Origin of the sequence: Gottfriedia sp. NPDC056225, from assembly GCF_042267765.1 — a bacterium.
In the GTDB taxonomy this organism is placed as follows: domain Bacteria; phylum Bacillota; class Bacilli; order Bacillales; family Bacillaceae_G; genus Gottfriedia.
In genome coordinates this window covers 1-18,129 of record NZ_JBHJTJ010000058.1, presented here as the reverse complement: position 1 = coordinate 18,129, position 18,129 = coordinate 1, and the positions used below count along the sequence as shown (strand labels likewise).

Genomic DNA, 18,129 nt, shown 5'->3' with positions numbered 1-18,129 from the left:
TGAGGCTTGTCCTTAAACTCGACAATGACAGATGTAAGCTTGTCACTTGTTTGATCAACATCAGAAGATAATTGAAGCCCCTCTTTGTCAGTTAATTTCAATTGCTTAATTGCCTGTAGCTGTTGTGGCGTAAGTTTTGCTAGTACTTGATCAATTGCTGTTTGCGTTGCAGCTTTGGCAATTGTCTGATGTTGTGTTAATGGAAATGCATTTAATAAAACACCAGTACCTAATGCTACAACTGCTGTACTTTTGATTAAACGTTTCATCTTAGTTGTCTCCCCCATTTTCGATATTTTCTTTCTAGTTAGATTATACAGAAAATTGATTATAAATGAATTTTGACAAATTCTATCAATTCCGAATTATTTTTCGTCATTTTTCGACAAATAAAGACTTAGAAACAACCTTGTTCATTTAATTTGATTTGTTTCTACTATTCATTCTTAACGCTATACTTTTCAATGACTTCCAATCTCCCTACTATTTGTCATTACTACTACATATACAAATACTTGTCGTTTTACAAACCGAAAAAATGTCGTTTAGTGCAAAAAAATATACCTTACATTCCATTTATTTCCATGTTATAATAGAATTTTAATTATTTTGCAGTTAATGTTATTTTTGTACAGTTCTGCGTCTTTGCTTCTTCTTTAAGTGTATTTAAGTATTGTGAAGAAATAGAGGTTGCTTATGTAATTGTAAAAAGATAAGTTAATCATTATAAAAAAGAAAGTATTAAAGGAGACCTAAGAAGAGTGAAAATCCATCCTCTAAAAAGAAAAATGTTCAATATATTGTGCACATATCAAAGAATTTTATGGAATCCAAATATGAATGGGCGTTTGGGATATGTGGTTTAAAAACTCGGTTATAGTGATATTACAGCCTTGCAGTAAACCATAATATACAGATTATACGGGAAGTTTATAATTTTGTATTTTTACAAAATTCACCAATTCTTATTTTTCTTGGATTTATCTTGATAAAATTCAACATTTTTTCATTTTTATCTCTTTTCAATTCAAAATTCGGATATATTTATCTTCTAATTCCTTATTTAGAAAGTTTCGATATATGATTCTTACACGCTGTTGCTTCGATAATCTCTACTCCTTTTCTTTCACATAAAGATTGGAGTATTTCTCCTATGTCTTACTTTTTTTCCGTAAATGACATGCCTTCTATATTTCGGGTAAATACGTTGTGATACATACAAGTCCATATTGTATGTGCTAAACTATTACTGTCTTTTGACATAAAAATTCCTCCGTACGCTGCTATTTTGGTTGGCTGGTTAGCGAACCAAAAATAGTTTAGCACCTCGGGGGAATTTTTTTAATACCTCGCTATAAGCTTTTTGGAACCCTAGGCCTAGCCTAGGGTTTTCGTTTCCACAAAACAAAAGGTATTCGGAATAAAAGTATTCCGAATACCTTTGTTGACAATTTTAAATCGTTAACTTCTTTTAAAAGATTACTGATGATGAGACATTAGATTTTTTCTCTAATTTTGAATAATACTTTTTCATTTTCTCATATATATATTTAAATCTATAATCTCTATTTTGACCATCTTCTTTCGCCCATCAAAAGAGTCACAAATAAAAAACCTGTATAGACTAATTTCTACACAGGTTTACAATTTCCTATTCAATGTCAAGAAGTGTTAAGAAAAGGGAATTAAAGTTGTATAACCATTTATTCGGTTGGTATTCCAGTATTACACGTTTAATTTGCAGGCCCTTAAAAAAATTTTAAGTATTTTTCTCTCTCGTATGACCGAACCTACCGACTTTATTATATACAGTATTTAATTCTTGGATTTTAAAATTTCCTGTCAATTTCCTTTTCCATTAAACTCTATAATAGTTTATTGATTATTCTGTAAACTATCTATATACACATTAATTCTATTTAACTTAGAGCACGAATATACGTTTCTTCTAATTCTTTATTTAAAAACTTTCGATAATCCCAAATTGTTCTTAGACATTTTTGAAAATCACCTTGGATTTTATCACTTTTCACCTTTGAAGCAACGTTTAATAATGCTTCTAATCCTTCATAGTACCGTTTTGTTTTACATTTTAACAATCCAATTGCGTATTGATAATCTAAATATAGATGCTTCATCTGTAAGTTGGATGAGTTACTCAACTCATCGATTCGATCATGAAACTTTTCAATAAACATTTCAGCATCCTCTAAACGGCCCAATTTCACATAGCATTCTATAATCCTTGGAATACCCACATGAACATCATCACGGTTTCGAATCCATCTATAATAGGAATCAACCACATGAAAATCACCAAAATCAATGCGTGCTACATATCGATTTCCGACCGCTAAATCTGCATAATAATCACTTATTCCTTCATATTTATTGATTAAATTTAAAACCTCTTTTAAACTCCCTCCTAATCTAGTTAAAGCAAATGCTTGATACATTAGTGCACGACCTAAATGATCTTTACTTTTTGTCATTTTTTCTAATCGCTTCGCAAAGCTTAAAACCTCGTCCCATTGTTTTAACGAATAATATGTTGCCGTAATCCATAAAATCGTTAACTCTTGAAATTTCGTTGGCATATAGGAAATATATTCTAATACACGCTCTAACACTATGTTCCCTTCACTGGTTAAACGCGTCCAATAAAATTTCCGAAAATAACTGATTGCTACTTCTTCAGTTATTGAATTAGACATATGCTCAATAATGAATTCATATAAAGGAATCGCTACTTCTTCCTTCCCTTCTAAAAAAAGCTTTTCTGCAATAAAAAATACATTTTGGAAATATTTTGTCCGGATGGCTACTGATTCTTCGTTGTTTATAATTGATAAGATGTTAGATAACGCAGAGTTAAATCCATTATTAGCACATTGGTATATAAAAGCACTACTTCTTCTTTTATCTAGTAAGTTTCTTTCGTTAAAACATAATTTCACATAATCATTATAAAAAGAGCCTTCAGGTAGTTCAAAAGCCTTTGTTATGGCATCCAAGTTATGTAATGATAACACTTTTTTACTATTAAATATCTGACTGATTTCAGTTTTATGTATTTCTGATTTTATAGCTAGATCTTTTAGCTTCCAGTTTTTATCTTTCATCAACTTTGTAAATGTATATAGAAGAACTTCTTTCATGTTGCACCTCGCCACTAAGTTGGTTATTTTCTTCTTTAATTCTCAAAAAGAACACCTTTGAGTTGATAGGGGGAAAGTTATCTATCTCTCAAAAATTTTAGACATTTCCTTTTAATTAGTTTCATTATATGAAAAGTTGATGTAATTGGCATTTTGACAAAAAAAATCATTTAAACTTTTTTAAAATAGGAACATTAAGTTATAGTGAAATTATTATTATGTTCATTTCTTTGAAAATTAATCAAGTTAATAATTAATACAATAAAGAAGCCGTGGAGGTAAAATGGATTTAGTTTCTTACCCCCTTGTAGAAAACCAATGTATTTATGTAAAAATAAAACAAGACTAATAATGACCTCAAACGTAAGCCACTTAAATGTTTTACGACTTTGTGATTGTAAAGGCAAGGCATTTTCTTTTGTTACTGTAATAGTTAAAGTAGAAACATAAGGGGATTTACAAAGCATATACCGCATATAACACGATTCCTATGATCGGTATTGCAATTTGCAATACATTATTTCTACCTCCCCACCCTTCTCGTTCAGATGCAGTATTAAAATGTGCAGGAATTATCTTAGGTAGATCCTTCCATATATAAAATGAGTATCCAAACTTGAAGACGAGAAGAATGAAAGATACAATATCCACTGCTTGCTCTATCTTCGTCATTGGTAGAGTCCTAGTGCTATTCGCACTAACATCATCCTCTTTATTTAAGCTTAAATATTAAATTTATTAGTAATTAATTCTGCATTATTAATTTACATCCATTTTTACGCTCCTTTTTACAAACCTAAGTGCCTATTTATTTCGATTTGATGTATATAATGCCTTACAAAGAATGTAAATTAGATGAAACAAATTAGAACTAAGTACTTGTTTACTTAAGCAATAACTGCAGTCTTAAGCCTGCCTTATAGACTTCTAGGATTTTCAAATATTAAGAATTAACCTTGTACAACTTGTAAGGAATCTAATGTTATAACCAATAAGTTCAAGTTCTTTTAAAAGTGGCGTTTAAAAGATATATAGCTTCTGCACATTTATTACAGACTAACTTTTAGACAGGTAACAAAAAAGAAAAGAACCGATATTTTCGCAGTGTACAAAACGTACAACTGTTAGATCCATAGATTTTTAGATTTATAAAGATTTCTATCTATATCCATCTCTATTAAATGGTTGACTAGAACAGATGTTTTCGTTATTATAAAGCTCTTCAGCTTATGTTAAAACTGGAATATACCTAGAAATCTAGGAAATAAAGGAGAGTACATAACGAATGAATAAAACAGAATTGATTAACGCAGTAGCAAAAGCAAGCGAATTATCAAAAAAAGATGCAGGTAAGGCTGTTGACGCTGTATTTGAAACGATTTCGAATGCTTTATCAAATGGCAATAAAGTACAATTGATTGGCTTTGGTAATTTCGAAGTTCGAGAAAGAGCCGCAAGAAAAGGAAGAAACCCACAAACGGGTGAGGAAATTGAAATTGCTGCTTCAAAAATCCCTGCATTTTCAGCAGGAAAAGCTTTAAAAGATGCCGTTAAAAATTCTTAAATTAAAGAATATATATTTTTATTAAATAGATCTGACGGTGTAGCCATACAAAACAGAACTTGTTTAAATAAGTCTCCAAATTTATTTAAATATATTCGAAGAAGAAAAAAATGACCAGTAGTTCAGATAATATAAAGAAATGTTAAATAATCATATATATAAATCAGTAAATCCAAGTGATTTTAACTGGACAAATAGAATTGTATTTAACACGAAAAAACGCTTGGTATTTCCGAGCGTTTTTTCGTGGCTTTTTTATCACATATCTTTTGATTAGAGGAATTAATACCCATATTCTTCAAATTCCTTTTCATTTCCATTAAATACATTTACATCTATGAATTTTTCATTACCACTATATCCCTTTAATCGATCTCGGTCGGTGTACTGCCAAAATGTCCAAGTTCGTTTATCTGATAAAGAAGGTTTGGTAAACACATCTCTTATCCATATATCACATTGTTCGAAATGATCTTTAATATACAAATCATAAGCCTTTTTTGTCGTATAGAGAATGACTCGTTTTCCGTAATGCTCTTCAAGTATTTGAACCATTGTATGAAGGTCTTTCTCTACTCTAATACGATTAGGGAGATTTTTTTCTTTCTCTCCATAAAACTCAACATCGATGACTGGAGGTAATGTTTGTTTATTAATGGGTACTGTTTTCATAAAGTTCTCAGCTTGGGTATTATCTTCGCTATCATAGCTAAAAAAGTGATAGGCTCCAATCCGTAGATTAGTTTTTTCTGCACCTTTCCAATTTGTTTCAAAATACTCATCGACAAAAGTGCTCCCTTCAGTAGCTTTAATAAAGGCAAATTTAATGTCTTGTTTCTGAAATTGTTCCTACTTTATTTCACCTTGATAAGATGAAACATCTATTCCTTTCACAGGGTAATACTTTGCATTGAAAGTATTTGGGATAAGAATACCTTGATACCACAACAATACCATCAACAGTAATGCAATTACTAAAAGAATGAATAGATAACTAAATGATTTGCGTTTTTTCTTTTTTTCTTCAATATTGTCAAACATCATCTTCTCTCACACCATTCAGATTTATATTTCTTATTACATACTCCGATAGAGGGAATTTCTATTTCTTATTTGTTCATCTGGTAAGTTCTGCTCAACCTCAGAAATTCCTTTATTCCATCATCAACTAAACTATTAAATAGTTAAATAGAGGATATTAATGATCATTCTTTATTTATCATTTACTTATAGGTTTGTTATATAGCATTTTATATCTATATTTCTTTTATAAAATAGAAACCTGTCCCATTTTCTTGTGGCACAAATCCCTGGTAAGCCGAACTGTTTTCTACCATATATTGCTCTTCTGCTGTTACAACTATTAGTACATCATGTCCTTTTGCTACATTACCTCCTCTACGATTTTGTTCTTCACTAGGCACAAGTTTATATTGGGGCACCACCAGCAAAACGCGGATTTACAACGCTAAGTTCATTTTCCTGATGTTACCCCTATTAACCGTTGAGATATGCCCATAGACGCATTGACGATCCGTAAATTAACATCATCCTCTTACCAATCTGACCTGGTAACGTCCAGAAGTTACAAATTTCGAGCACTTAAGGACACGTCCCATAAACGTATATAAGGTGATTATGAGGCATAAAAAATGCTATTATTCCTTAGAAACGTTTAAAAACGTTTCTAAGGAATAATAGCTTTGGGAAGGTGTGAGTACAAAGTAACGAAAGTGAGTAATAGAAAATGATCAAAGTAGTGCGGACGGATAAAACGCCCATTTTCTACTATATGATGTATACGCTGACATTGTGTTTAGTATGTGTTGTTATGTTACTACAGAATATCTTCGAATTACGAAGTTTTTTTGTTCACGCATTTAAGATGAACAGGCTCATATTCTTTAAAAATGTAATATTATGCATTTGAAGGAGTGATTACTATGCCATGGCAACAAAAAATTAGATATTTGATTGGTAAACCTGTGGGTGTTTCATTGAGAAATGGGCAAGGAACGTCAGGTATCTTGTGCGGCATATCTGGTGAAAAGATTCTTGTAATTGAATATTTGTATCAAGCGCAATTTGCCTTAAAACAATACAGTTTTTTTATGATTCAGGATATAAATGAATTTCCACCTTGTCATCTCTCACAACCAGTATATTATTGAAACGTCCCTCTAGAGAGGGATTTTTTCTTCGTAAAAAAAGAAGGTAGTTTTAATTCCCTAAAATCCCTCATAAATTTTGCAAAGTTTAAGAAAAACTATTTTACTCTTATATAAATTTGTTCACATTCTTCTCCAGTTGGCTCATAAAAGCAGTGATTTTTCCATTTACCTGCATTTGGTTGATTGTACCAAGTTGCAGGACATTTTTTCGACTCAGGACCCCACGGATTAAAGTACCATAAAGAATACTTAGCAGGATACCCTCGCCAATCTTCTAAACACTGTCTCGCTAAGCTGATATAAGGCTCTGTTGCTTTCTGATAAAAATAAGATTCGTGAATCGCATCAAATGAAGCATCACTGCCGTGATATTGAAATATTGCTTGTCGTACTGTATCTACATCTTTAAAGTCTGAACAGGTTACTAAGGCACGGTTAACAACTACACAACCTACTGCTAACATACCTTGCTTGCCTTCTCCTTCTGCTTCTGCTCGTATTAACCTTGCTAATACGTCTACGTCTTTTTCATTATACTTAATTCGGCTCATAAAAAAACCTCCTTACCTCATAATATGAAGGAAAAGAGAATATTATTTTTTTGATTGAACTTCAGATAATTTAAATAGAGCGAAAAAAATAATACTGCAACTCGTGTTCTTCAACTAATGCTGAGCGCTAGTTGCATAAGAATGTTCAAAAGCATTAAAAAAATTTATTTCATCTACTTCATTATCTTGAAACCGTTTTTCAAGCGCATCTTTAACTATAGAACGAGAGTAGATACAGCCTGAAGCGCTAATTTCCCAAAAATCCTCAGTTGTTTCATTATCTACATCCTGAATTGTTGATACTAATTCTCGATGATGAATGACAGGTTCCCTAACTTTCAGAACTTCTAATATAGGCATAATCTTACTATCTGTTTTAGGTATTCCTTTAACATCTAAATCAACCTCATTTATATCGCTCATCATCTTTCAACCCTTTCATCTATCAATTACTACAAACTTAGCTTGAAATAAATTGTTCTTTTACACATTATTCTACTAGTATGTTGCAAATTTATTGTTTATTGAAGTTATATATATTAAGAATTAACTTTGACCATTCCTGATTAAAGTACAATTCTTCACAATCTTATACACTTTAATAAAATTCATTGAAGTTTTCATTATTTTTTCGAAAGAGAAAATGAAATAGAGAGAAAACGCATTAGCAAGCACTAATGCATTTTCTTCATTTATTAATAGTAGAAATCATCCATATGAATAGCGTCTTCTTGCACCCCTTCGTCATAAATTATCTCTAAACCATCTGGTACTGTATCGAATCGAAATTCATTATTCCGATCATAAATCTCAATATCTTTTATTTGGCACTGCTCGGAAACGAGCTGTTTTTCGACCATTCTCCACGCTCTTACTAATAATTCTCTACCTGCAGCACTATTACTAGTCGCCTGAGTGATATACTCATAGATTTCCTTATCTTCTTTGTTCGAAATAAATAATGTAATCTGCACTCTTGCCGTTTCCTGTTTTTTTCTCCCTCTTTTTCCCATTATACTTGCACCAAATCACTAAATTTCTTCATAGCCAAATTATACATACCGACAACATTACTAAAAATAGGTGGAGCAAACTTAATGCCATCAGGTGTCCATATTTGTGGTGTAATGATTTCTGTATTTCCGTAATGGTTTTTAATAAATGGTGCAATTATTTCTGCTGGACCTCCTACTACTTTTACTTTATCTTCTTTTTTCCATTTCTTAGACGTATCGCCAATAATTCCTCTTGCAATTGCAAATGGGCTCGCTTCACCATATTTACTAGTCAACATTCCGTAATCTGTTGTAAAGCTTTCTATATCGATAATTCTACCTCGAAGAATACTAATTAAATTCACTGTTCCACTTCCAACATCAATGATTCGCACTAACTCAGTCGTATAAGGTATTGAATGAAATGCTGCAGCACCTTCAGCAGCTACAATCACATCTTTAATTACGAATTTTTTCAAAGAACCATTTACTTTAATTTCGTGGGATTTGATTAAAGAACTCTTTATGTCCATTGCTACTTCTTTTGTTAATGAATCATATGGATTTCCTACAGCTAGATACACTTCTTTTTCGTTTGTATTTCTGTGCAATGCTAATAAAATCCTCATTGTCGCTTCAAAGTGATTTTTCGAAACTCCGTACATACTACTACCGAACTCGGATTCTATCTTTGCTAATGTACCTCCAAACCCTTTCATCCCCTGGTATTCCCATTCCATGTCATCTGGTCCATGTTGTTCTTGTTGTGGTCTTCTGTGCCAATCGGCAATTGCAGAACAAAATTTATCTAGTTTACTTCCAATGCACAATTTCACTTCGTTATTACCGGCGTCAATTGCGATAATCTGATTAAAAGCGTGATTAGTTGTAGTCATTTGAACGTTCCTCCTCAGAATCTAGCTTGTAAATCAATTCTTTCATTACTTTACCCAATCCAGATTGTTGAATATCAATCACAAAAGCAGATACCAGGTACCCTATAAGTTTCTCCACGGTATAATAATGTTCATGTATGATTTCTAAGTCAGACAATGTAACTTCTAAACGATAAATATCATCATATTTAAATACGATCCTAGTAGTCTGTAAGTTCGAAAAATAGGAATTTGGTAAACTATGAATCTTTGAAGTTTTATTTTCTTGAATCCCTGAAATTTCAATTGAATGGTCCATATTTAAGATTCTTCTATATATTTCTTTTTTGTTTGCTGTTGTCGTGATTTCTTCAATAAAATCTTGAACTAAAAATTCGATTAATTTATTGATAAAGAGGATTGCTCCAGTTTTCTGCCTGAAGTCTCTGCATATTGTTGTTAACCGAGTAAGGTGGACTGATGGTATGTCAATGTTAAGTGGAACACCGAGCAATTTATTCATGCCTCTGAAAAATGATTTTCCTCTGCGATTACAATGATCATAATACAATAAGTCAGCTTCGCTATAAGATTTTGATATCATTTAAACACCTCTTATATACAAAATGTTATTAAATATGTTTGTAGCTGCCTTTCGCTTGTTCATCATCCAATCTCCAGCATATCTACCCAATGTTTCATGATCTTGTTTACTTAGTTTCACATGAACCATGTAATCAGTAACTGTGTATTTAAATTGCTGATAGTCATATCCTCTTCTAAACATTACGTAAAATGCATTTGAGACAAGTTCCGTCATACTCATATCAAGTGCACTAGCTTTTTTAAATAAATAGTCATAATTACTTTGTGATACATAAATTTTTATATCCGTTTTTTTATCTGACCGAGTTTTCTTATTCGATCGCCTTTTCTTATAGTTTTCATCGTTGAAGATTGGATTAAGATTCATCCCCTCTATCCTCCCAACTAATCTTTTAAAGATTTCTCTTATCCCTGGGTCGGTCGGTTTTTTCTCTTAGAAGCACCTCTCCCCTACTAAATTCTGAGTAATTTTAAGTAATAGTAAGTAATTGTGAGTAATAATTAGTAATTCTTACTCTCTGCTAAAATGTATTAGTTGAGGAGCTTGTCCTATTCCGATTTGTGGGACTTTTTTAAATATTTTTGTACGGTTAACGAGTTCATATCAATAAAAAAAGCACTTACTCCGTTGGTTTAACGGTAAGTAAGTGCTGAATTGGTGGTTGCCCTAATGCAATCCAGATTCTGATAAAGTTCTCTAAGCTTGGTAGTCCCCCATTATATAAAGTAGATACCGTACTTTTAGGTATTCCTGATTGATCTGCTACTTCTTTTTGTTTCTTTCTTTGTTTTTTTAAGATATCTATATACTTTGCTTCAATATTTAAGTCTTCTGTTTTTATAAGTGGTGATGGTTCGATTGCTGTCCATTGTAAATACATTTTTAAAGCTCCTATAATGACATCATTTAATGTGGCTTCATATTCTTCTCCAATGAGATCATTCTTCAAATTATAATAACCTATATGCTTGTTAAACTCCTTTATCATTTCATCTGGTATATTAATTGTGACTTCCATGAATATTAACCTCCTATTCTGTAAAGAATGAAAAATAAAAAGGTGAATTAAAATGCTATTTAAATTAAAAGAAAAAGAACTAGAAGAGCGTATTCGCGAAACAATTGAAGAGGGTAGAAAGAAATAAATAAGAAAGTCTAAAAAACGTTTCGAATTTAAATGAATATTTCTAATCTAGTTATTCGGTATTATTTTCATTTTAAAATGTCTATAAGTAGCGTGAGGTATTATTTTATGTATATTATGGCTGATAAAGACTTTGACAATCGTTTAGAAGAAAGTATTGAAAAAGGTAGAAAAATTTAATATTAATAAAAGTGTATCGAATTTAAATGGATATTAATATCTATTCATTCGGTGCGCTTTTCATTTTAAAGAACTTAATTTTTTTTGTAATACATTAATACAATCTTTTTTATAGGGCTCTTCTCAACTCCCTTAATTTACTACTATTCGCTACCAAATTTTCACTTTCCTTTTTTGAGGATTCCACTTGCCTTATAAATTTAAATTTATGGATTATTAATGATTTAAGCCCTACACTTCGTTACGGTCTATAAGTATTATTTTTCATTTGTAAACTCATTTCAAAATAATACTTTATCTTCTGTATCTCTATTTTTTGGGGATACATTACTGCTAAACAGTTTTCGAACAAACATTTTAATTTAATCTTATTGAGCTAGCTTCTTTCAAAATCTCCAATTTCTAATCAAACGTTTGTTTAAAAAGTATTTACGCCATAAATACTCACCAATCTTCTTCGAATAGATCTTTTAAAAATGGCTGCGTCAGCGGCCCCCTAGCAGGCTCGACACCTGCTTATATTCAAAGAAAAGCATAAGCTTTTCTTCCATGCGTAAAGAAAACGTCTCACGGATCCCCTTCTCGTTTTTCATCTTCCTAAATAACTGATTTTCTAATCAAGTAAAAGGGGAGGAATCTCTCCCCTTCCCTTACATTTTCCCGTGTTCTTTCAAGCTATAATGATTCCCTTTATAACTAACGATGATATGGTCTAGTATTTCGATTCCGATGATTTTTCCGGCTTCCACAAGTCGCTTTGTCAATTCTATGTCTTCCCTACTCGGTGTACTGTCGCCACTTGGATGCTGATGACTGACAATTATAGAAGCTGCATTGTTTAAAATGGCACATTTCATAACGTCTCTTGGGTGGACGACGCTTGCATTTAAGCTTCCTACATGCGCTTTATGTAATCCAACAACTTCATTTTTTGTATTCAGCATAAGTACAAGAAATACTTCTCTGTCTTCGTCTGCAATAAACGAAGCTGCTAATTTTTGTGCTTCTATAGGCGATGTAATTCGACCGAAAGTAAATGTTTCTGGTACTTCCCTAATTTCCTGCTTAATTCGTACCACTTCAAAGATTGACGTTAATTCCATTTTTCAAAACTCCTTTTGCAAGGAGAACGAAAAACACGCATAGGCAATCGGTCAAGGGAAACATCACAAAAAGTTTTTTGATGTTGCGATAGCGCCATTAATCAAAAAAGTTTTTTACCCCTTGATTGATTGAGTAGCCGACTTTTTTTCCTGCCTGAAAGGTTCGGATGTCCTACCCGTGAGGAAGTTTAGTCGGCTTGCGCTGTTTTACGATTCGGAAGGCAAATGGGAAAAATCACAAACAAAAAGCAGCCGTAATGGCTGCTCAGAATGTCGACAAAAGGGGTTCAGAATGTTCATATTCCGAGCCCCTTTTGTCATTTTTTATTTTGATTGAGAATAGAGTCCTTTTATCGACATTTTTTTGCTGTTTTGATCCACTCTATGTCACATTAGCCATGTTTATTAAATTCTTTTAAAAAAACTGTAATGAACTTGTGCAAACATTAGTTTTTTAATATTACTTAACGTCGACCAGATTTTCGATGGAATAACCAATTTGACCATATAAATGAGCCTACTAAAATAAATAGACACCATCCGATTGCCCACCAAATATCATTTTTAACATTTCCACCATTTAGTAAGTTTCGAATGGTTTCCGTAAGAGGCGTAATAGGTTGGTTTTCCGCAATCCCACGTAACCATTTTGGCATTGTGGATGTTGGGACAAATGCGCTTGATAAATACGGTAAGAAAAGTAGGATAAATCCGTACCCACTTGCCGCTGAAGGACTACTTACGAGTAAACCAATTGCAGCAAAAAGCCATGTAAAAGCTAATATAAATAACACAATTATTCCAATCGCTGAAATCCATTCTGTAAAAGTACAATTTGGTTCGTATCCTACCATAAATGCTACAAAAATCACGATACCAGTTGCTAAAAGATTCCTAAGTAAACTTGCAACGACATGGCCGGTTATAACACCACTGCTTTGAATCGGCATCGTTCGAAAGCGATCCATTATACCATTTGTCATATCAGTAGAAATATCTACAGCTGTACTGGAAGATCCAAACGCTGCACAAAGTAAAATAATTCCTGGGACAACATAATTCACATATTGACCACTTGGATCGATTGCTCCTCCAAAAACATAGGTAAACATAAGCATCAACATGATTGGTAACATAATTGAAGTTATTAAAACCTCTATATTTCGCGTGCTTTGTAACAAACTACGTTTAATAAACACACGATTACTAACGAAGAGTGATAACTTTTTAGTTTGAAGTACTTCTACTTTTTCCATGATTTAGTTACTCTCCTTTCTAGTATTTGTTAACGTTAAGAAAACATCATCTAAGCTTGGTCTTCGTATATAAACATTAGAATCCTTTGGAAGCTCAGCATCCATGTGATGTATTGCTCTTTTAATTTCATCAATACTCCCATTCGTTGAGATTTCTTGAATAATTTCATCATTAAAATCTCGAACTTCAATGACAGTACCCCCAATTTGTTTTTTCATCTCAGCAGGGGTTCCGCTCGCAATGATTCGGCCATTTGCTAAAAATACTATTGTGTCTGCTAATTGATCCGCTTCTTCTAAATATTGAGTTGTTAATAACACCGTGACACCATCATCTTTCAATTGATGTATAATTTCCCACAATGCGCGTCTACTTTTAGTGTCTAACCCTGTTGTTGGTTCATCTAAAAAAAGAAGTGGTCTTTTAACAACAAGACTAATGGCTAAGTCCAATCGTCTGCGCATACCACCTGAAAAAGTTTTTACTTGTTTTTTAGCAGATTCTTTTAATTCGAATTGATCTAATAAGAAATCTGCTCGTTTATGTGCTTCTTTTTTTGATAAACCTGAAAGTTCCCCCATCATTAGGAGATTCTCTTTTGCAGTTAATATTTCATCAACAGCGGCAAATTGACCTGTAAGACTAATAGAATTTTTAACTCCAAGAGAGTTTTTTGTCATATCAAAACCGTTTAATGTGATTTTTCCATCATTAGGTGTTATTAATGTTGAAAGTATGTTAATTAAAGTAGTTTTTCCTGCTCCATTTGGCCCTAGTAAGGCAAGGATTTCTCCTTTTTTTACTGTTAAATCTAACCCATCTAAAACAATTTGTTTGCCAAATCGTTTTTGTAATCCACTTATTTCTAAAATAAGATCACTAATCATGTGATGTCCTCCTTCATTTGGTAAACTTTATACAACATAAACTGTTTATAGTATAAACTGTTTGTTGCATAAACAGTATAATATATATACAATTAGTTGACAATACTTTTTTAGTAAAAAATGGAGTGAGCGATGTGAGCCAAGAGAAGGAAATTAAATTACCTCAAGGAGTTGCGATTAGCTGGGGAGTGGCGAGTAAACCACAACGAGGGCCAAAAAGAGAGCTAAGTATAGAACAAATTGTTGGAGCTGCAATTGAAATAGCAGATCGTGATGGTATAGAAGCAGTTTCAATGAATCGAGTTGCAACCTCTCTCGGTTATACGACAATGTCCTTATATCGATACATACCAAGTAAAGATGATTTACTATTATTAATGCAGGAAGCTGCATCCAAAGATGCGAATTTTACATCAAATAGTGATATGGATTGGCGTTCAAAGATGCGTGAATATTTTCGAACGAATATGGAAGTATTTCAAAAACATCATTGGTTTGCTGATATTCCAATTTCAGGTGTACCAATTACACCAAACCAACTGAAATTCGTTGATTATGCTCTATATACAATGCGTGATCTTCCATTAAATGATTATGAAAAAATGTCTTTTGTTCTTTTGTTAAGCGGTTATTCAAGATGGTGCGGAACAATTGTTAGTGACATGCTAAAATCAATTAAATCAGGAAAAAGTGAAAATGCATTTAACGGGGTAGAGTTTGGTGACGCTTTAAAAAAATTGGTTACCCCTGAACAATTCCCAGATTTATATCCAGTCATTATGTCTAATGTATATATTGAAGATCATCCAGAAAATAACCCAATTGGAAATGATTTTGAATTTGGATTGGAAAGAATTTTAGATGGAATTGAACATTATATAAAATTAAAAGAACAAGTAAACTAGTTGCATTGTATGAGTCTGAAGAAAATTTAACAATCATCGGATACGAGCTCTAGTAAAATAAGAAATAGATAACAAAAAAAGGCATTGCTTAATAGCAATGCCTACAGTCTTTTTTGTTTTAAAATAGAATTAGTAAAATTTATTGAGGTGAGATACATGCTTTCAAAACATCATTCAATTCAAAGAGATCAATTGGAAATAATCGCGCTCGACCAACTTGTACCTGATAATCACTTAGTCCGAAAAGTAGAAGCATCAATTGATTTTTCATTTATTTATGATTTAGTGAAAGACATGTATTCTCCTGTTGGTCGCCCAAGCATTGATCCGGTTATTTTAATTAAGTTAACCTTTATTCAATATACATTTGGTATTCGCTCCATGCGTAAAACAATTGAAGAAGTTGAAACAAACATGGCTTATCGTTGGTTTTTAGGCTATGGCTTTTATGATAAAGTACCTCACTTTTCAACCTTTAGTAAAAACTATGAGCGTCGATTTCAAGATTCCGATTTATTTGAACAGATTTCTATCGTATTTTAAAATTGGCTGCCGAGAAGAAATTAATTAGTTCAGAACACGTTTTTATTGATTCCACCCATGTGAAAGCCAGCGCAAATAAGCATAAATTTGAAAAGAAAGTCGTTCGCAAAGAGACTCGGGCTTATCAAAATCAACTCAATCAAGAAATTAATGAAGATCGTGAAGACCATGGAAAAAAGCCGTTTCCCCCGGACAAGTTTGAGAAAGAAGAACAAAAAGAAATCAAAGAGAGTAAAACTGATTCAGAGAGTGGCTATTATGTAAAAGATGAACGGACCAAACAATTTGCCTACTCTTTTCATGCAGCTTCTGGTCGAAACAGCTTTGTATTAGGAAGTATTGTGACTCCGGGGAACGTACATGATAGTCAAATGTTGGAACCATTAGTAAAAGAAGTGATTGAGAAAGTTGGAAAACCTACTTCGGTTGCGGCAGACGCAGGATACAAAACACAGGCTATAGCGAAATACTTAATTGATAACGAAATGACACCAGCTTTACCATACACACGACCACGAACAAAAGAAGGTTTTTTCCGAAAACATGAGTATGTTTATGATGAGCACTATGATTGTTATCTTTGTCCTACAGGAGAGGTTTTGACTTATTCAACAACTACGAAAGAAGGCTATCGTGAATACAAATCACAAAAAAAGATTTGTGCGACATGCCCGTTTTTAGCGCAATGTACGGAGAGTAAAGATCATCAAAAAGTGGTGACTCGTCACATTTGGCAAGAATACATCGAGGAAGCAGAACACCTTAGACATCATGAAGAAGTAAAACCAATCTATGCGAAGCGAAAAGAAACGATTGAACGTGTTTTCGCAGATGCGAAAGAAAAGCATGGCATGCGATGGACAACTTTAAGGGGACTTAAAAAATTGTCGATGCAGGCGATGCTTACTTTTGCATCCATGAATTTAAAGAAGATGGCCACCTGGACATGGAGTGGCCCAAAAACAGCATAAAAATGAGGAGAATAGTAGTCTATTCTCACTCAAAATACAAAAAAATTACAAAAGGGATTCGGAATAAGACCATTCTGAACCCCTTTTGCCGACAATCTAAGCAGCCGTAATGGCTGCTCTCCTTTTTTCTACTATTCTTTTATTCTTTTGATTTTATAGTTTTCGGCTCGTTCGGGACGGCGGCTTGTCGTAAATGGATCAGGAACCTACAGATTTTAGGCGAAGTCATGAGTCATACAAACTGTGGTTATCGATCCATTTAGTACCGAAGCGACACGTACGGAAATGACAGAAAGGATGCTTATTCCTTTCTGATCAGTCCGTCGTCCTGCCCCCAGTAGAAGTTCTGTATGATTTTAACTCTAGAAATTCTTATTTCTTAAAGAAAAGTTGCAGCCTTAAGACTACATGCCTTGTAATAACTGAAAGGGAGTGTAGGAATATCCAATATATTTATGACAGAGCGATTAAACAACAAGAGCGATTGTTCCTATATTGAATGAAGGGCGAAATTATGAATAAATAAAGATCGTGGAATGTAGAAATGACATAGCTTTTTATACTTAATCCCATATAAATACAAAAGGTTCATTGTTGGGATAATAAAAAACTCCAAGATCACTTCTAGATGAAACTCAAATAGAAGAAATGGAACGACTACTACCTGAAAGCAAGGAAACCAAAATTCTTTAAGAAATGACTAAATGGACATGTCACGCATTGGATATGTAACGAAAATTAATCCGCTTAGTACAAGAATTCAATTTCAGAATGAACTTACATCCACTATCAATTTTGATTTCCTTTCAATTACCATTGTCATGTTAAAAAAACGCCTAACATTGCCTTCCCTAAATAGATAATCAAGCGTAAGCCAATTGTTTGTGTCTTCCTAACCATAGTGAAACCTGCAAATAATTAAAATCAAAATAAAAGGATTTTGATTCCACTACTTAAACTAGTAGAATCCAACTTACCAAATAAAAACTGGATAGCTTTTTAAAACTATCCAGTAATTTCATTTTATCCAATTTAATAATTACTTTATTACCTCTTACCAATTACATTTTCAAAAGCTTTTACAGTTTCCGTATTTTTTCATCACAAACACTATCTCAACTGCCCCTAGTACTGGCCCCACCTACGCCAAATACGATGATAGCCACACATGCCATCCAACCTACTATCTAGTATATCAGAAAGCGCTTACATTTACAA

At 32.8% G+C, this 18,129-nt stretch carries 17 protein-coding genes and 3 pseudogenes; 4 read left to right on the top strand and 16 right to left on the bottom strand.

Annotated elements, in window-relative coordinates; translation table 11 throughout:
• The 4 genes and pseudogenes from ACFCYN_RS22400 to ACFCYN_RS22385 form a co-directional block, all read right to left on the bottom strand.
• Positions 1-269, bottom strand: a 269-nt coding sequence (locus ACFCYN_RS22400; RefSeq protein WP_375951884.1) for a hypothetical protein, incomplete at its 3' end; no start/stop codon positions are given.
• 799 nt (positions 270-1,068) lie between these two features.
• A pseudogene (locus ACFCYN_RS22395) lies at positions 1,069-1,263 on the bottom strand (transposase); the annotation flags it as partial.
• Positions 1,264-1,919: 656 nt separating this feature from the next.
• The gene (locus tag ACFCYN_RS22390) at positions 1,920-3,158 is read right to left on the bottom strand and encodes a helix-turn-helix domain-containing protein (RefSeq protein ID WP_375951883.1); all 1,239 of its coding nucleotides are present in this window, start codon (positions 3,156-3,158) and stop codon (positions 1,920-1,922) included.
• Between the two features lie 456 nt (positions 3,159-3,614).
• Complete coding sequence (locus tag ACFCYN_RS22385; RefSeq protein WP_375951881.1) at positions 3,615-3,830, bottom strand: DUF1648 domain-containing protein; 216 nt, start codon at positions 3,828-3,830, stop codon at positions 3,615-3,617.
• A 613-nt stretch (positions 3,831-4,443) separates the two neighbouring features.
• On the opposite strand from ACFCYN_RS22385, the gene ACFCYN_RS22380 reads away from it, so the two are divergent.
• Complete coding sequence (locus ACFCYN_RS22380; RefSeq protein WP_172447969.1) at positions 4,444-4,722, top strand: HU family DNA-binding protein; 279 nt, start codon at positions 4,444-4,446, stop codon at positions 4,720-4,722.
• 282 nt (positions 4,723-5,004) lie between these two features.
• Here the strand turns inward: ACFCYN_RS22380 and ACFCYN_RS22375 are convergent.
• Both ACFCYN_RS22375 and ACFCYN_RS22370 read right to left on the bottom strand, forming a co-directional pair.
• A pseudogene (locus ACFCYN_RS22375) lies at positions 5,005-5,679 on the bottom strand (GH25 family lysozyme).
• A 299-nt stretch (positions 5,680-5,978) separates the two neighbouring features.
• Positions 5,979-6,146, bottom strand: a complete 168-nt coding sequence (locus tag ACFCYN_RS22370) for a hypothetical protein (RefSeq protein WP_375951879.1) — start codon at positions 6,144-6,146, stop codon at positions 5,979-5,981.
• Positions 6,147-6,665: 519 nt separating this feature from the next.
• On the opposite strand from ACFCYN_RS22370, the gene ACFCYN_RS22365 reads away from it, so the two are divergent.
• Entirely contained in the window at positions 6,666-6,893 is a 228-nt protein-coding gene (locus ACFCYN_RS22365; protein ID WP_172447970.1) for a hypothetical protein, read from the top strand.
• Between the two features lie 95 nt (positions 6,894-6,988).
• On the opposite strand, the gene ACFCYN_RS22360 is transcribed toward ACFCYN_RS22365, so the two are convergent.
• The 10 genes from ACFCYN_RS22360 to ACFCYN_RS22315 form a co-directional block, all read right to left on the bottom strand.
• Positions 6,989-7,444, bottom strand: a complete 456-nt coding sequence (locus ACFCYN_RS22360; protein WP_172447971.1) for a cell wall hydrolase — start codon at positions 7,442-7,444, stop codon at positions 6,989-6,991.
• A gap of 114 nt (positions 7,445-7,558) precedes the next feature.
• Entirely contained in the window at positions 7,559-7,867 is a 309-nt protein-coding gene (locus tag ACFCYN_RS22355; protein WP_375951876.1) for a hypothetical protein, read from the bottom strand.
• Positions 7,868-8,139: 272 nt separating this feature from the next.
• Positions 8,140-8,457: a hypothetical protein gene (locus ACFCYN_RS22350; protein WP_375951875.1), complete on the bottom strand. Its 318-nt coding sequence runs from the start codon at positions 8,455-8,457 to the stop codon at positions 8,140-8,142.
• Positions 8,457-9,335: a ParM/StbA family protein gene (locus ACFCYN_RS22345; protein WP_375951873.1), complete on the bottom strand. Its 879-nt coding sequence runs from the start codon at positions 9,333-9,335 to the stop codon at positions 8,457-8,459. Before ACFCYN_RS22345 ends, ACFCYN_RS22350 begins: the two co-directional genes overlap by 1 nt.
• The gene (locus ACFCYN_RS22340; RefSeq protein ID WP_375951871.1) at positions 9,322-9,918 is read right to left on the bottom strand and encodes a hypothetical protein; all 597 of its coding nucleotides are present in this window, start codon (positions 9,916-9,918) and stop codon (positions 9,322-9,324) included. Before ACFCYN_RS22340 ends, ACFCYN_RS22345 begins: the two co-directional genes overlap by 14 nt.
• Complete coding sequence (locus tag ACFCYN_RS22335; protein ID WP_375951869.1) at positions 9,919-10,287, bottom strand: hypothetical protein; 369 nt, start codon at positions 10,285-10,287, stop codon at positions 9,919-9,921.
• Between the two features lie 253 nt (positions 10,288-10,540).
• Entirely contained in the window at positions 10,541-10,939 is a 399-nt protein-coding gene (locus tag ACFCYN_RS22330) for a helix-turn-helix domain-containing protein (RefSeq protein WP_375951867.1), read from the bottom strand.
• A gap of 956 nt (positions 10,940-11,895) precedes the next feature.
• Entirely contained in the window at positions 11,896-12,348 is a 453-nt protein-coding gene (locus tag ACFCYN_RS22325) for a JAB domain-containing protein (protein ID WP_375951865.1), read from the bottom strand.
• A gap of 464 nt (positions 12,349-12,812) precedes the next feature.
• A complete protein-coding gene (locus tag ACFCYN_RS22320; protein WP_375951864.1) occupies positions 12,813-13,604 on the bottom strand; it encodes an ABC transporter permease in 792 nt (263 codons plus the stop codon).
• Between the two features lie 3 nt (positions 13,605-13,607).
• Positions 13,608-14,492, bottom strand: a complete 885-nt coding sequence (locus tag ACFCYN_RS22315; protein WP_375951862.1) for an ATP-binding cassette domain-containing protein — start codon at positions 14,490-14,492, stop codon at positions 13,608-13,610.
• Between the two features lie 134 nt (positions 14,493-14,626).
• On the opposite strand from ACFCYN_RS22315, the gene ACFCYN_RS22310 reads away from it, so the two are divergent.
• Both ACFCYN_RS22310 and ACFCYN_RS22305 read left to right on the top strand, forming a co-directional pair.
• A complete protein-coding gene (locus tag ACFCYN_RS22310) occupies positions 14,627-15,397 on the top strand; it encodes a TetR/AcrR family transcriptional regulator (protein WP_375951860.1) in 771 nt (256 codons plus the stop codon).
• Positions 15,398-15,553: 156 nt separating this feature from the next.
• Positions 15,554-16,911: pseudogene (locus tag ACFCYN_RS22305) on the top strand (IS1182 family transposase).
• Positions 16,912-18,129: the final 1,218 nt, after the last annotated feature.

Bases quoted from the DNA above. Each gene is read 5' to 3' on its own strand.
- ACFCYN_RS22315 (WP_375951862.1), bottom strand. From the start codon at position 14,492: ATGATTAGTGATCTTATTTTAGAAATAAGTGGATTACAAAAACGATTT.
- ACFCYN_RS22325 (WP_375951865.1), bottom strand. From the start codon at position 12,348: ATGGAATTAACGTCAATCTTTGAAGTGGTACGAATTAAGCAGGAAATT.
- ACFCYN_RS22360 (WP_172447971.1), bottom strand. From the start codon at position 7,444: ATGAGCCGAATTAAGTATAATGAAAAAGACGTAGACGTATTAGCAAGG.
- ACFCYN_RS22355 (WP_375951876.1), bottom strand. From the start codon at position 7,867: ATGAGCGATATAAATGAGGTTGATTTAGATGTTAAAGGAATACCTAAA.
- ACFCYN_RS22380 (WP_172447969.1), top strand. From the start codon at position 4,444: ATGAATAAAACAGAATTGATTAACGCAGTAGCAAAAGCAAGCGAATTA.
- ACFCYN_RS22390 (WP_375951883.1), bottom strand. From the start codon at position 3,158: ATGAAAGAAGTTCTTCTATATACATTTACAAAGTTGATGAAAGATAAA.
- ACFCYN_RS22365 (WP_172447970.1), top strand. From the start codon at position 6,666: ATGCCATGGCAACAAAAAATTAGATATTTGATTGGTAAACCTGTGGGT.
- ACFCYN_RS22345 (WP_375951873.1), bottom strand. From the start codon at position 9,335: ATGACTACAACTAATCACGCTTTTAATCAGATTATCGCAATTGACGCC.
- ACFCYN_RS22350 (WP_375951875.1), bottom strand. From the start codon at position 8,457: ATGGGAAAAAGAGGGAGAAAAAAACAGGAAACGGCAAGAGTGCAGATT.
- ACFCYN_RS22335 (WP_375951869.1), bottom strand. From the start codon at position 10,287: ATGAATCTTAATCCAATCTTCAACGATGAAAACTATAAGAAAAGGCGA.
- ACFCYN_RS22340 (WP_375951871.1), bottom strand. From the start codon at position 9,918: ATGATATCAAAATCTTATAGCGAAGCTGACTTATTGTATTATGATCAT.
- ACFCYN_RS22330 (WP_375951867.1), bottom strand. From the start codon at position 10,939: ATGGAAGTCACAATTAATATACCAGATGAAATGATAAAGGAGTTTAAC.
- ACFCYN_RS22385 (WP_375951881.1), bottom strand. From the start codon at position 3,830: ATGACGAAGATAGAGCAAGCAGTGGATATTGTATCTTTCATTCTTCTC.
- ACFCYN_RS22320 (WP_375951864.1), bottom strand. From the start codon at position 13,604: ATGGAAAAAGTAGAAGTACTTCAAACTAAAAAGTTATCACTCTTCGTT.